Consider the following 13,332-nt stretch of genomic DNA (forward strand, 5'->3'; position numbering starts at 1 on the left):
ACTCACCGACTCACCGACTCACTGACTCACCGACTGACGGGCGACGCTGCGAGGAGTCTGAGTGCGATAGGAGTGGCCAAGCTCCGGCCCGAGTCCGAAGTAGTGGCGGAAGTTGTAGATGAGAGGACTCCAGGCCGCGGGGTCGATGTGATCGGTGCCCGGCACGACGATGCGGGCATCGGCGTGCACCTTGCACACCACCGCCTCGACGATGACGAACTCCCCGGAGACATCCGGCTGCACCCGCTCGGCGCGCGCCTCCAGCTGGATCGGACATCCGGCGACACGAGGCGGCCGGACCGACTGCGACGGCTCGGCGGTGACCCCGGCCGCCCCGAACTTGTCCGGCTCGAACCGGCACCCCGCGGGCTTGCCGACGGGCACCGGATGCCGCCCGGTCAGAGGCGCCAGCCGCTCCACGACCGGCCATTGGGCGGGCGACGGCAGACTGATGACCAACTCGGGCCGGCTCTGGAGATTGCACGCGGTCTGCCCCTCACGGCCGAGCCCCAGCACCACGGTCCGCCCGAGGGCCCAGGCGGACGATATCGGGGCGAGGTTGAACGAACCGTCCTGATTCTCCGTGGACAGGAGCACCACGGGCGTCCCGAAGTACAGGATGCTGGGCTCGATCTCCAGATGGGAGGCGCCGGGGTGGGTGGGGAGGGTGCCGGGAGGTGCGGTGTTCATGGGAGGCAGGTTAGGGGCGGGACGCTTCGGCCGGGGGCGAAGTGTCGTGGGGGAGGCAGGGAGGGGCGGGCGGACATGCGATGGGGGCGCGGAAAGCAACTCCCTCCTGCTCCGGAGGGCCACCGAGGGCGCTACTCAATTCTCCGACCCACGCCGGACAAGTCGTAGCCGTCTCGATCCCGACTCACCAGCCGACATGGGTGTCCTAAGGTACTTCGCATGCGCTCATTCGATCTTGATAACGCAGACGTCCCCGACCCGGCCGACCGGCAGGCATGGCTCGCTCAAGCCGATGCGCTGACTGCGGCAGGTGATCCGAGAGGTGCGGCGATCCGGCTGGAGCACCTCTGTGAGAGTGGGGAGGGGGGCGGGGATCCGGCGGAACTGGCTTCCGCCTATGAGCAGGTGGAGCGGGAGTTCGGGCTCGACGGTCTGCGCGCCGACGGGTCCTGGCAGTTCAGCTGGTCCCGTGGTCTGATCGACAGCGCTTCGTTTCGGCTGGTCAAGGAGACCCAACCGCAGCGGCAGGCACTGGTGGAACACCTTCTCGCGGAGTCGGTCCCACAGGGCACCTATGATCCGGCGGATCCCGAGCAGTGGGAGGGCGTGCTGATCGACGCGCTGTTGTCCCACCCTGCCGCCCGCCTGCTGAACCGGCTCGAACTGCACCTCACCGACTACCACCACTCCGCCGAGCGCGCCGCGGTCGCGCTGTCGCGTCGCCAGTGGCCCCGGCTCCACACCCTCTACTTCGGCCATGACTTCGAGACGCTCTTCGAGTGGCACGAGACCTCGACGGGGAACCATGTCCAACCGGAACGCTATCTCCACGCAGCGGTCGTTCCCCAGACGGCGGAGAGCGCACTGTGGAGGTCACTGCCCGCACTGCGCACCCTGGAACTCGAAGGCGCCTTCCTCTTCGAAGACGTGGAACACGATGCCCTGACCCATCTGCGGACCCGGGGTGCGGTCCTCTCGGACGGATCCTTGTTCGCGTACTCGACACCGGCTCTCGTCTCGCTGGAAGTGGAGATCGAGTACGACGTCCATGGTGTCGTGGCCTCGAACGCCGTGCTGGGCGACCTTCAGCCGTCCAGGTATCCCAGGCTGAGAACGCTGGACCTGAGTGAGGCGCACTTCGACCCCGACGAGGCCGGCGACTTCGTCCTCCTCGCACGGCACCCCATACTTCCGCAGCTCACCCACCTCGGCATCAGGGACCTGGTGATCACGGAAGCGGAGACAGACGGAGACGCGGAGGACGGCGAGGGCGATCCGTTGGCCGTACTGGCTGAACTGGCCCCGCGATTCGCCCACCTCGAACTGGAGGTGGCGGGCGACATCGAGGTCGAGGGAGCCGAGGACGAGGACGTCGATCGGATCCTCTCCGGTCTCGGGCTGGGCGCACTCGCGGATGCCGGTGAGGTGGAGGGGTGAGGGGTCGGCCAGCCGGTTGCCCGGTCCGGTTCGCCTACGTCGTCCTCTCCAGGTTCAGCAGCGTCGTCTTGGCGTCCAGGCCGCCGATGTAGCCGCCCAGGGTGCCGTCGGCGCGCAGGACGCGGTGGCAGGGGATGACCACGGGCAGGGGGTTGGTGGCGCAGGCGGTGCCGACCGCGCGGACGGCCTTCGGGCTGCCGGCGAGTTCGGCGACCTGCCGGTAGCTGCGCGTCTGCCCGTAGCCAATCTCCGGCAGGTGCTGCTGGACGGTCCGGCGGAAGCCGCGGGAGAGCGCCAGGTCGAGGGGGAGATCGAATCGCTGGCGCAGTCCGGCGAAGTACTCGTCCAGTTCCCGGGCCGCGGCGTCCAGACGGCGCGGGGCGCGCAGGACGCGTGGACCGAGCTTGTGGCCGAGGTCGTCCAGCACCCGGTCATGGTCCTCGCCGGCGTAGGCCACCCGGACCAGGCCCCGCGCCGTGGCGGCCAGCAGCAGACGCCCGACGGGGGAGTCGACGACCGTGTAGGCGATGTCGACCAGACCGGCCTGCTCGGCCTCCTGCTCCAGGCGCTGGTGCAGACGGGCCAGGATCGCGGCGTCCTCCGGCGTCGACAGCAGGGCGATGATGGCGTCAGTGGGCGGGGTGCCGCTGCTCATGGTGTCCCTCCTTCGTTTTCTTCAGCTACTTTGGCTGCCTCGGTTACTTCGGCTTCTCTGTGCGGGTAGTGCTTCCTGAGGTTTCTGATGCCGTCGGCGGCAGCCCTGCGGGCCGCGTCGGCGGTTCCACCGAGGATCTGCGCGATCTCCGCGTAGGGGAGACCGGCGACGTAGTGGTAGGCGACAGTCTGACGCTGCTTGGCCGGCAGTTCGCGTACCGCCGCCCACAGGTCCAGGTGGGCGGGCTCGGGCAGGCCCGGGGCGGTTGGTACCCCGGGTACCTCGTCCACCGGCATCGGCCTTCGCCGCGCCGCCCGCAGTACGTCGATCGCCTTGCGGTGCGCGATCGTCACCAGCCATGCCTCCACATTGGCCGTCTCGGGCAGATCGGGGTAGGCCCGCATCGCGGACAGGAAGGTCTCCGACCAGGCGTCGTCCGCGTCCTGGGAACCCAGGACAACTCGGCACACCCGGAGCACAGTTGGCCCGTGCTCGGCCACGACCTTCTCGAACGGCTGCTTCATGTCCATCTTTCAGGTGGCGGTATGTGCTTCGGAGCAAGGCAGGCGGGGTACGGCGACGGCCCCGACCGTCGCTCTCCCTTCCTCACCCTGTAGACGTGCGGCAGCGGGGTTGTGTGAGGTGAGGCGGGAAGGCCGGGTGGCTCACCTCACCTCACGTCACCCACCTCACGTTCTCGGTGCGGCCGTCGTCTACCTGGTGAGGGCATCGCAGCGGGCTCGCGATCAGGCGGTGAGCAGGGTTGCCCCGCCGCCGCGCAGATCCGCCACTCACCCTCACCCTCACCCGGCGCCGACCGGCTCCGGATCGGTGTCACCCCTTCAGAGAGGACACGCATATGTCGACCGAGGAGAACAAGGCGATCGTCGGGCGCTGGTTCACCGAGTTCTGGGGCAACCCCTGGAACCCGGGCGTCATCGATGAGCTGGCCCACCCCGACATCCGCTTCGAGTACTCGCTGCACCGGCCGATGCGCGGACGCGACCAGGTACGAGCGTTCGCCAGCAACTTCCGTACCGCGTTCCCCGACCTCAACTTCTGGGGTACGGCCGATCTGATCGCCGAGGGTGACTATGTCGTCGGGCAGTGGGAGGGCGGGGGCAGGCACACCGGCGCGATCGTCTTCGACGACCTGCCGATCGGCTCCGTTCCGCCCGCCTCCGGCAAGACCCTGCGCTTCACCGGCACGACCGTCCTCAAGGTGCAGAACGGCCTCATCGTCGAGGAACTCGGCATCGATGACGGCGTCAAGGTGCTTCAGCAGTTGGGCATCATCCCCACCGCGTGATCTGTTGGCATGACGAGAGGGGCCGGGTCCGACCTGGCCCCTCTTCTTGCGGGTGGGCGCGGGCGCCGGTGTCATCCGGCGAGGCCGGTCACGCGCAGCGTGATGTTGAGACGGCCCTCGGTCAGTCCGATGGACGGATCGCCGGTGCCGGGGTAGACCTTGGGCACGCCGTGATGGGCGAGGCGGGACGGGCCGCCGAAGACCAGCAGATCGCCGGAGGCGAGTTCGACATCGGTCCAGGGCCGGTTGCGGTTGACGGTGTTGCCGAGACGGAACAGACAGGTGTCACCGAGACTGAGGGACACCACCGGGGCATCGGACCTCTCGTCCTTGTCCTGGTGCATACCGAGCCTGGCGTCGGCGCGGTAGTAGTTGATCAGCGCGGCGTCGGGGGTGTAGCCGGCGGCACCGTCCGGGTCCTGGTAGGCATCGGCGTACGCGCGGCGCCCCAGGGCCGTCAGCCAGTCGGGGAAGGCGGCGACGTGGGCGCCGTTCACATCGTCGGCCGTGCGGCTGTAGCGGTACGGCTGCCAGTGCCAGCCGAGACACACCGTCTGCACGGACATGACTCCGCCGCGCGGCAGCTGGGTGTGACGGATCGGCACCGGGCCGCGGGCCCAGGCGCGGCAGGCGCTGACGAGGTCCGCCTGTCGGTCCGGGGTGAGCCAGCCGGGCAGATGGACGGCGCCCGGGGCGATCTCGCGGCGCCCGCGCGGCGTTCCCACGCCGAACAGGGCGGGCGTCTCGCTCATGCCGGGCCGTCCGGGGGCGGGGCGTCCGGGGCCGAGCCGTCTGGGGGCGGGGCGTCCGGGGCCGGAGCGAGCCGGGTGGTGAGCCGGGTGGTGAGCCAGCCGCGTTCGATCCGCCAGCGGCTGCCGTCGCCGGTCACACCGCGCAGCCCGTCCAGGGTCCCCTGCCCGTCCAGCGTCCCCTGCCCGGCGAGGGCGACGACGCGGGAATCGGCGAGGGAGGCGAAACCGAAGGTACGCCTCGCCTCCCAGCCGGTGCTGTGGCACAACCGGCGCGCGAGTTGGGCCCAGCCGAGCGGGGCCGCCGCGATCACCCAGGCATCGGGGTCCGGGTCGGTGAGCCGGCGGGCGGGGCGCAGCCACGAGGCGGCCTGCTCGGGCCAGTCGACGACGCCGAGCACGGACTTCCCGGCGATCTCGCCCCATGCGTCGGCGAACGCCTCTGCCGCCGCGCGGGACGCGGTGTCGCGACTGTGGCCGATGGTGACGGCGTCGATGCGGGGGGATTGGCCGCGCTCGGTCATCATGCCGAGCAGGGCGGCGAGTTCGCGTCCGGTGTGCGGCGCCGGGGGCGGTGGCGGGGGGCCGTAGGCGCTGCGGTCCCCCGGAGGGATCAGCGGCGAACGCCGGATGGAACGCGAGGTGGAGCGCTCGGTGTTCATGGCTGCGATGTCTCCTGCGATGTTTCCTGCGATGTCTTCCGCTGTGTCTCCGGCTGGTCTCCCGCTGGGTCTCTAGGTGTGTCACTGGCTGTGTCTCCTGTTGGGTGGGCTTTCCACTGCTGGTACTTGTCGGGCAGGCACACCGCGCAGGGCCGGTAACCGGCCGCTATCGCGGTGGCCTCGTCGGCGAAGAACACGCGGTGGCGGATGTAACCGCCGGCGGCGATGGCACGGAGGGCCGCGGGGCAGTCCAGGCGCCCGTACAGCCGCCCGCGCCGGTGACCGCCGAGATCGCCGGGGGTGGTGCTGGCGAAGGGGCGGCCGTCGGCGCCGGTGAGTGTGTAGGTGCGCGGCTGCGGCGTGGTCCTCGGCGCCGGTGTGTCCGTCGGCATGGGGCCCGGCTCCGCTCAGGTGACAGGTGACAGGTGACAGGGGAGAGGGGAGAGGTGGTGGGTGGTGGGTGGGAGGTGGGAGGTGCCAGGTGCCGCCCAGCCCGTCTGGGGGATTGACGTGGCATGGGCGGCGGTCCGTGGTCAGCCGAGCATCGGCTGTAGTGCGCCCTCGTGGACGAGGAGTTGCTGCTTGCGCTCGACACCGCCTGCGTAACCCCGCAGGGTGCCGTCCGCGCCGATGACGCGGTGGCAGGGCCGGACGATCAGCAAGGGGTTGGCGCCGATCGCGGCGCCGAGGGCCTGCACACGGTCACGCGGCAGGCCGAGCCGGCGGGCCAGTGCGCCGTAGCTGGTCACCTCCCCGTAGGGCAGTGCGTCCAGGGACTGCCACACCAGGCGCTGGAACTCGGTTCCGCTGTCGGCCAGTTCGAGCCGGAACTCGGTGAGTGTGCCCGCGAAGTACGACTCGATCTGCCGGACCGGCTCCGCGAAGGCCGCCGGGTCGTGCCGCCAGCTCCGCTGGACGACCGGGGCGTTCCGCTGGCCCGGCATCGACATGGAGGACAGCGTCACGGCTCCGCCGGGCGTCGCGGGCTCCTCGCCGGTGAGCAGGAGGTCACCCAGTGGGCTCTGCATGGTCATGTGGACGGTCATCTCGTCACGTCTCCTCTCCTCTGAGCCAGGATCCGAGTCTCGTCATCCGAGTCTCGCCATCCGAGATTCGTCGCCCGATTCTCGTCGCCCGATCTCGTCACCCGGATCTCCGGACAAGACCCATCCTGATCCTTCCAGGCCAGCGTTGCTGGCGGGATTCGGACACCGCGGCTCCGGCACCCCGGACCCACCACACCACGTGCGCTTCAGCGGGCGTTGTGGAAGATGAGACCCAGGGTGGTGCGGCTACCCGACTCCACCGTGCCGGTGCCGTGCCGCATCGCGTGGCGGCGAAAGCCGTTCGTACCGCGGACGGGCCGGTGCCGGACGGGGAAGATCATGCCCTGGCCGAGTCCGGGTCGGACGACCAGCGCACGGGACTGGGAACGGGGCCGCTGCTCCACGAAGACGTTCTCGCCGCCGGTGAAGTCCTCGCCGGGCTGATTGAGCATGACGGCGATCTGGAGCGGGAAGACGATGTCCCCGTAGATGTCCTGGTGCAGGCAGGCGTAGTCGCCGGGACCGTACCGGAGGATGAGCGGTGTCGAACGCCGCTGCCCGTTGGCCGCGCATTCGGCCAGCAGTTCTTCCAGGGTGAGGGGAAAGGTGCGCTCATTGAGCTTCGGCGCCCACTGGTTGGCCAGCCACGCCATGGGCGGGTAGAGCCGCTCACGCAACTCCTGGATGAGCGGTACGGCGGCCGGGTCCGCGTAGTACTTGTAGGTGCCGCGGCCGAACTGGTAGCGCTGCATGACCACGGTGGAGCGGAACAGGCGCGGCTCGTCGAACGTGGCGATGATCTGCTCGCACTGCGCGCGTGTCAGCAGGGGCGGGGTGAGGGCCACGCCGTCCTCGTCGAGCCGCGCGTACAGCGTGCCCCAGTCCAGCTCGGCGAGGGCTGGCAGCGCCGGTTCGGCGGCCGGCGGACGAGCGGTGGACTCGCTCACGTGCGTTCTCCTCAAGGCTCGGGACGCGGCTCAGCCGCCACGGCCATCACAGGCATCCCGCCCTCGCGAGTCCCGCCCGCTGGGCCTGATCCTGAGCCTGCGTCTGAGTCTCATCCGGCGTCTGCGTCTGCGTTTGCTTCTCCGATCCTCAAGGCCCGCCGCCCGGCGCGCTGGCGCTATCCGGACACCGCGCTCACCTGCGTGATGTCCCTGCCGTCACCGAGTTCTGACCCGGCCGACCCCCGTCGACGCGCCCCTACGCTCCATGGCTCAGCGCCCGTGCGATGAGGTCATGGATCAGGAACTCACCGGGCCGGCGGTTGTGCTTCAGGCGGGGGAGGTCGTCGCGGCCGAACCAGCCGTAATCCGAGTGCTTGGACCACTCCAGGGCGGGATGGTCGAGATCGCCCTCGACCTCGACCAGATAGTCGGCCTCATGGCGGAGTCCGGCGCCGTCGTCGCCGTTCCAGGTCGTGGTGCCCAGGAAATGGGTGACATGGGTGAGGCGCCAGCCCGTCTCCTCCTCGATCTCGCGCGCCATCGTTTCGAGGAGGGTCTCACCGGGGTCCACGTGGCCGCCGACGATGTCCCAGGTGTCGGGGAAGAGACGCCGGTCCGGGCCGCGTCGCTGGGCGAAGGCCGTGCCGCCGGGGCGCAGGATCACCGCGCCGACCGTCCACAGCTCGCCCGGCGCGGGCGTGGGGACTTCGAGGTTCTCGGCCACGGTGAAGGGCAGGTCGGGTGCGGTCATGACGGACAGCGTAGGGCGGTCGGGCAGGCGGCCGTCCCGCATGTGGGCAGCGGCGCTGCGCACTCCCCGCACCCTCAGCAGCCCGGCGCGCACCCCCAGACATCCCCACACCCGCACCCCCAGACCCCCAGCCCCCCCCCACACACACCTCAGCGAACCGCAAAGAATTGTTCGCGAAGAAGTCTTTGCGAAGAACTCTTCGCGGTCTATGGTGTGGCGCATGGCTGACGCAGCGCAGAGACCGGACGGCCCGCCCATCGGAGACGACTCGGTCGTCCTGGACGCCAAGGGGCTGCGGGCCCTCGCGCATCCGGTGCGGGTGCAGTTGGTCGGGCTGCTGCGCAAGCACGGCCCCTCCACGGCGACCCGCCTCGCCGAGCGGCTCGGGGTGAACTCCGGTACGGCCAGCTACCACCTACGGCAACTCGGCGCGGCCGGTTTCGTCGAGGAGGACACCGAACGCGGCAACGCGCGGGAGCGCTGGTGGCGTTCGGTGCACCGGACCACCTGGTTCAACGATCCGGAACTGGCCGAGCGGGAACCCGAGGCCGCGCTGGCCTACCTTCAGTCCGTCGCCGCCATCTACACCCTGCGCACCCAACAGACCCTCAACGGCCTGGAGACCATGCCCCGCGCATGGCGGGACACCTTCGATCTGAGCGACTGGGCGCTGCGGCTCACGCCCGGCGAAGCCGCTGCCCTGAACCGGGAGTTGGCCGACGTCATCGCCCGCTACCGGCGGGACGACCCGGACACGGCGGCCGGTGCCCCCGAGGAAGCCGAGCGCGTCGCCGTGATCGTCCAGACCCTGCCCGAGCTGGACGCGCCGCCGCCTCCCGCCCCTCAGGAGGAGCAACGAGGGCCGACGGCATGACCCGCGAAACGGCGGACGGCGGCGGCATACCCGCCGGGGGAGGCGGGAGATCCTTACGGCCGCTGGTCGGCGTACTCGTGGCCATGGCCGTGTCACTGACCGGGACCCGGATCTCCGTGGTGGCCCTGCCCTGGTTCGTGCTCGTCACGACCGGGAGCGCCACTCGGACCGGGCTGGTCGCCTTCTGTGAGATGGCCCCCTATGTGCTGGTCAAGGCGCTGACCGGACCGCTGGTGGACCGGATCGGCCCGCGAGCCGTGTCCTGGACGACGGATCTGGCCGCCGCTGCCGCCGCCGTCGCGGTTCCCCTGCTCCACACCCGGGATCTGCTCTCCTTCCCCCTGCTGCTGGTACTGGTCGCCCTGATCGGCGCGGCCCGGGGGCCCGGTGACCTGGCCAAGGAGGTGATGGTCCCGGAGGCGGCCGAGCGCGGCCGGGTGCCGCTGGAGCGGGCCACCGGTCTGTCCGGCGTGACCGAGCGGCTCGCCGCCACCGTCGGCCTGGGGATCGGCGGATCCCTGGTGGCGCTGCTCGGCCCCTTGACCGCGCTCGCCGTCAACGCGGGCTGCTTCGCCCTCGGGTCGGTGATCATCAGATTCGCACTGCCACCGCGCAGCGGGCACGCTGCCGAGGAGGCCATCGAGCGGGCGGGTGACGGCACCGAACCGGTGGGCTACTGGCGGCGGTTCGGCGAGGGGCTCACCTTCCTGCGCGGTGAGCCGCTGCTGCTCACCGTCGTCGTCATGGTCGGCATCACCAATCTGCTGGACGCGGCGATCGCCTCGGTGCTGATCCCCGTCTGGGCCAAGGAGTCGGGCGCCGGGCCGGGCGCGATCGGGCTGGTGGGCGGTGTCATGGGGGCCGCGGCGGTCGGGGGGAGCCTCATCGCCGCGATGGTCGCGCATCGGCTGCGGCGGCGGGTGCTGGTGCTCGGCGGGTTCCTGCTGGCCGGGGCGCCGAGATTCCTGATCCTCGCCCTCGATGTCCCGCCGGTCGTGGTGCTGGCCGTCTTCGCGGTCAGCGGGTTCGGCGCCGGTTTCATCAACCCCGTGCTGGGGGCCGTCCTGGTCGAGCGGGTGCCGCGCCGGATGCTGGGCCGGGTCAACGCCCTCGGGGACTCGCTGGCCTGGGCCGGAATCCCGCTCGGCGGGCTGCTCGCCGGGGCGGCGGTGACCGCTGCCGGACTCGTGCCGGTGCTGCTCGTGGGCGGCGCCGTGTACTTCCTGACCACGAATCTGGCGGGGCTGCGGCCGGAGTGGCGGGAGATGGACCGGCACCGTACGCGTGGCGCCGCGAAGGCCCGTTCCACGGAGGACACCCCGCAAGGCGGCGGTGCCAGAGCGGCGAGTGACGTGTCCGGCGCCTGAGGCGCGGGGCAGCGACGTGCCCGGCGCCGAGGTGCGGAGCGCGGTCCGGCGCCGCGGTGACCGGCACCCGGTCGTGGCGGCCGGTACGGGGCCGCGGTGACCGGCACCCGGTCGTGGCGGCCGGTACGGGGCCGCGGTGACCGGCACCCGCCCGTGGTGAACCGGCACAGGACCACCACAGTGACCAGCACCCGGCCGCGAACCCCCTCCCGCGCCCACCCGCGTCCTACCGACGGGCGCCGCGCTCACCCCTCGCGCCACGCCCCCGCCGCCGCGGCCCGCACCACGTACTCCTCGAAGGTCCGGGGCGCCCGCCCCAGTACGGTGGCGAGATCATCGGTCGGCTCGGCGAGCAGCCCGCTCTCCAGCAGCGTGAACATCTCGGCGATCTGCTCGGCCGACTCCTTGTCGAGGCCCTCCTCGACCAGCGTCGAGAGGTACTCGGCCCGGGTGAGCTGCCGGTAGGTGAGGGACCGTCCGGACGCGCGGGAGATCAGGTCGACGGCCTCGGCGAAGGTGAGGGCACGGGGCCCGGTCAGCTCGTAGACCCGCCCCGCGTGCCGGTCCGGCTCGGTCAGTGCCAGCACCGCGGCGTCGGCGAGGTCCTCGACGTCGATGAAGGGTTCGGGCACCGGCCCGGCCGGGAGCGCGAGTTCGCCCGCGACCAGGGGCGCGTGGAAGACGTCCTCGTCGAAGTTCTGGGCGAAGTTCGACGCCCGCAGGACGGTCCACTCCAGGGACGAGGCACGTACGGCGTCTTCGGCCGACCGCATCTCCAGGCCGAACGAGGAGTCGCCCCAGTCGTCCGCGCCGCGCCCGGAGAGCAGGACCAGCCGGCGCACCCCGGCGGCCTCGGCCCGCGCCACGAACGGGTGCATCGGACCCGGCACGGGCGGGGCCACCACATAGGCGGCGACGACATCGGCCAGGGCCGCGTCCCAGGTGCCGGGGTCGGACCAGTCGAAGCGGGCCGGGCTCGACCGGGAGACGGCGCGCACCGGGGCGTCGCGCAGCCGCAGCCGGGCGGCGATCCGGCGGCCCGTCTTGCCGGTCGCGCCGAGGACGAGGTGGGTGGTGTGGGAGGTGTGTGTGCCCGTCTGTGTGCTCATGGGACGATCGAAACACGGCCCGGGTGGACGATCCCATGGGTGAGAAGCCGGATTACCTTTGTGATCGTCTAGCCTCTTGGTATGGATGTGTTCAGCGACCTCATCCGTGGGATGCGGGCCCACGGCTCCCTCTTCGGCAGCTCGACGCTGTCCCCGCCCTTCGATCTGCACTTCGTGGACGGGGCGCCGCTGACCCTGTGCACGGTCCTCACCGGGGCGGGCTGGATCGTGCCGGAGCACCATCCGCCCGAGCGGCTCGGCGTCCGCGAGACGATCGTGGTGCGCGGCCCCGAGACCTTCTCCTTCGTCGACGAACTCGGCACCCGGGCCGAGCCGGTCGCCTGCGGAGAGCACTGCGCGACTCCGGAGCACGGCGGTACCCGGCACCGGCTGGGCTGGCGCGGCACCTGCGACGGCAGCGGCGAGGGCGAGGGCGCGACGACGCTGATCGTCGGTGCCTATCCGGTGCGCGGGGAGGTCAGCCGCCGACTGCTGGACGCGCTGCCCGTCGTGCTGCGGGCGGACGCCGGAGGCACCTGCGACCCGGTGCTGGACCATCTCGCCGCGGAGGTCGCCCGAGACACACCGGGTCAGCAGGTGGTGCTCGACCGGCTGTTGGACTGGATGATGGTCTGCACCCTGCGGGAGTGGCTGGACGGACCCGGCAGCCGCGCCCCGACCTGGTGGACCGCGCAGCGGGACCCGGTGGTCGGCGACACCCTGCGCCTGCTGCACGCCGAACCGGCGACACCGTGGACCGTCGCCGAACTCGCCCGGCGCACCGGGGTGTCACGCTCGACCCTGGCCAAACGGTTCACCGATCTGGTCGGCGAACCGCCCCTCGCCTACCTCACCCGCTGGCGCATGACCCTGGCGGCGGACCTCCTCGCCGAGCAGACCTCCTCGACCGTCGCCCACATCGCCCGCACCGTCGGCTACACCGACCCGTTCGCGTTCAGCGCGGCGTTCAAGCGGATCCGGGGGGTCAATCCGAGGGAGTTCCGGCGGGGTGCCGGGGCAGGGGTGGGGGCTTCGTGAACGCGGGCCCCGGCCCCGTCCCGTGCGAGGTGAGCACACCATCAGCGCCCCAGCGCCCCAGCGCACCGAGAGCCGGGAGCTGGGAGCCGGGGGCCGGGAGTCGAAAGTCGAGAGCCGGGAGTTGAGAGCAGGCTGAGGACCCGTTCCGGGTGTACTCCGTCTGGAGACCTGGAGAAGGGCAATCCGCCCTCACCAGGGTCTGTGGACACCCCTTCCAAGGCGCGCCCCGCTCCGGGCGCCTGCCGAAAGCCGTCAGGAGACTTCAGCGATGCCCGATCCGACCCCCGCCGCCCGGAGCCTCAGCCGGGCCGTCGACGCCGCCGACAGCCGGCAGCTGAACGACGCGGCCCGCGACTACGTGGAGCAGCTCACCTTCGCCACGGCCGACGAGATCCTCGCCATGCTCCGGGAGGTGCTCACCGAGGACTGGATGGCCCTGCCGCCCTGGGCCCGCAATCTCGCCTACCGCCTGGCCTGTCTGCAACGCCCCGACGATCCACGGCTGCTCCGCGAGGCCGCCGCCGACCTGCTGTCCTTCGGCCCTGACTGGGACACCCACGCCGAGGACCTCAAACGGCGCGCGGCGGAACTGGAGTAGGGCCCCGCCGCGATCGACGGCGGTGGCGTGATCGACGGCGGTGGCGTGATCGTTCAAGACACCCCCCGACACCCCGGCCTACCGTGGCTGTCCTGACAGG

At 71.3% G+C, this 13,332-nt stretch carries 16 protein-coding genes; 6 read left to right on the plus strand and 10 right to left on the minus strand.

Annotated elements, in window-relative coordinates; translation table 11 throughout:
- Positions 1–18 precede the first annotated feature (18 nt).
- Entirely contained in the window at positions 19–690 is a 672-nt protein-coding gene (locus ABZX40_RS07485) for a flavin reductase family protein (protein WP_355730979.1), read from the minus strand.
- Between the two features lie 219 nt (positions 691–909).
- Between ABZX40_RS07485 and ABZX40_RS07490 the strand changes: the two genes are divergently transcribed.
- Positions 910–2,127, plus strand: a complete 1,218-nt coding sequence (locus tag ABZX40_RS07490; protein WP_355730981.1) for a hypothetical protein — start codon at positions 910–912, stop codon at positions 2,125–2,127.
- A 34-nt stretch (positions 2,128–2,161) separates the two neighbouring features.
- Here the strand turns inward: ABZX40_RS07490 and ABZX40_RS07495 are convergent, their stop codons facing one another.
- Positions 2,162–2,782: a methylated-DNA--[protein]-cysteine S-methyltransferase gene (locus tag ABZX40_RS07495; RefSeq protein WP_355730983.1), complete on the minus strand. Its 621-nt coding sequence runs from the start codon at positions 2,780–2,782 to the stop codon at positions 2,162–2,164.
- Positions 2,779–3,306 carry an RNA polymerase sigma factor gene (locus ABZX40_RS07500; RefSeq protein ID WP_355730985.1) on the minus strand — a complete coding sequence of 176 codons (528 nt, stop codon included), beginning with the start codon at positions 3,304–3,306 and terminating at the stop codon, positions 2,779–2,781. The genes ABZX40_RS07495 and ABZX40_RS07500 overlap by 4 nt, the downstream gene beginning before the upstream one ends.
- A gap of 335 nt (positions 3,307–3,641) precedes the next feature.
- On the opposite strand from ABZX40_RS07500, the gene ABZX40_RS07505 reads away from it, so the two are divergent.
- On the plus strand, positions 3,642–4,091 hold the full coding sequence (locus ABZX40_RS07505; protein ID WP_355730987.1) for an ester cyclase: 450 nt from the start codon (positions 3,642–3,644) through the stop codon (positions 4,089–4,091).
- 71 nt (positions 4,092–4,162) lie between these two features.
- On the opposite strand, the gene ABZX40_RS07510 is transcribed toward ABZX40_RS07505, so the two are convergent.
- From ABZX40_RS07510 to ABZX40_RS07535, 6 genes are all read right to left on the minus strand, one after another.
- Entirely contained in the window at positions 4,163–4,843 is a 681-nt protein-coding gene (locus ABZX40_RS07510; RefSeq protein WP_355730989.1) for an alpha-ketoglutarate-dependent dioxygenase AlkB, read from the minus strand.
- Positions 4,840–5,502 carry a hypothetical protein gene (locus tag ABZX40_RS07515; protein WP_355730991.1) on the minus strand — a complete coding sequence of 221 codons (663 nt, stop codon included), beginning with the start codon at positions 5,500–5,502 and terminating at the stop codon, positions 4,840–4,842. The genes ABZX40_RS07510 and ABZX40_RS07515 overlap by 4 nt, the downstream gene beginning before the upstream one ends.
- On the minus strand, positions 5,499–5,894 hold the full coding sequence (locus tag ABZX40_RS07520; RefSeq protein ID WP_355730993.1) for an Ada metal-binding domain-containing protein: 396 nt from the start codon (positions 5,892–5,894) through the stop codon (positions 5,499–5,501). Before ABZX40_RS07520 ends, ABZX40_RS07515 begins: the two co-directional genes overlap by 4 nt.
- 141 nt (positions 5,895–6,035) lie before the next feature.
- Positions 6,036–6,548, minus strand: coding sequence for a methylated-DNA--[protein]-cysteine S-methyltransferase (locus ABZX40_RS07525; RefSeq protein WP_355730995.1), 513 nt, complete (start codon positions 6,546–6,548; stop codon positions 6,036–6,038).
- 206 nt (positions 6,549–6,754) lie between these two features.
- Positions 6,755–7,495 (minus strand): 2OG-Fe(II) oxygenase, encoded by a 741-nt coding sequence (locus ABZX40_RS07530; RefSeq protein WP_355730997.1) that lies wholly within the window; start codon positions 7,493–7,495, stop codon positions 6,755–6,757.
- A 256-nt stretch (positions 7,496–7,751) separates the two neighbouring features.
- Positions 7,752–8,246, minus strand: a complete 495-nt coding sequence (locus ABZX40_RS07535) for an NUDIX domain-containing protein (RefSeq protein ID WP_355730999.1) — start codon at positions 8,244–8,246, stop codon at positions 7,752–7,754.
- Positions 8,247–8,466: 220 nt separating this feature from the next.
- Here ABZX40_RS07535 and ABZX40_RS07540 point away from each other — a divergent pair, with 220 nt between their 5' ends.
- Positions 8,467–9,120 carry a helix-turn-helix domain-containing protein gene (locus tag ABZX40_RS07540; RefSeq protein WP_355731001.1) on the plus strand — a complete coding sequence of 218 codons (654 nt, stop codon included), beginning with the start codon at positions 8,467–8,469 and terminating at the stop codon, positions 9,118–9,120.
- Positions 9,117–10,487, plus strand: coding sequence for an MFS transporter (locus ABZX40_RS07545; protein WP_355731003.1), 1,371 nt, complete (start codon positions 9,117–9,119; stop codon positions 10,485–10,487). The genes ABZX40_RS07540 and ABZX40_RS07545 overlap by 4 nt, the downstream gene beginning before the upstream one ends.
- Positions 10,488–10,732: 245 nt before the next feature.
- On the opposite strand, the gene ABZX40_RS07550 is transcribed toward ABZX40_RS07545, so the two are convergent.
- Entirely contained in the window at positions 10,733–11,596 is an 864-nt protein-coding gene (locus ABZX40_RS07550; protein WP_355731005.1) for an NAD(P)H-binding protein, read from the minus strand.
- Positions 11,597–11,677: 81 nt separating this feature from the next.
- Here ABZX40_RS07550 and ABZX40_RS07555 point away from each other — a divergent pair, with 81 nt between their 5' ends.
- Positions 11,678–12,634, plus strand: coding sequence for an AraC family transcriptional regulator (locus ABZX40_RS07555; protein ID WP_355731007.1), 957 nt, complete (start codon positions 11,678–11,680; stop codon positions 12,632–12,634).
- Positions 12,635–12,902: 268 nt separating this feature from the next.
- Positions 12,903–13,232 carry a hypothetical protein gene (locus ABZX40_RS07560; RefSeq protein WP_355731009.1) on the plus strand — a complete coding sequence of 110 codons (330 nt, stop codon included), beginning with the start codon at positions 12,903–12,905 and terminating at the stop codon, positions 13,230–13,232.
- Positions 13,233–13,332: the final 100 nt, after the last annotated feature.

This window comes from Streptomyces sp. NPDC004610, from assembly GCF_040609715.1.
In the GTDB taxonomy this organism is placed as follows: Bacteria; Actinomycetota; Actinomycetes; order Streptomycetales; family Streptomycetaceae; genus Streptomyces.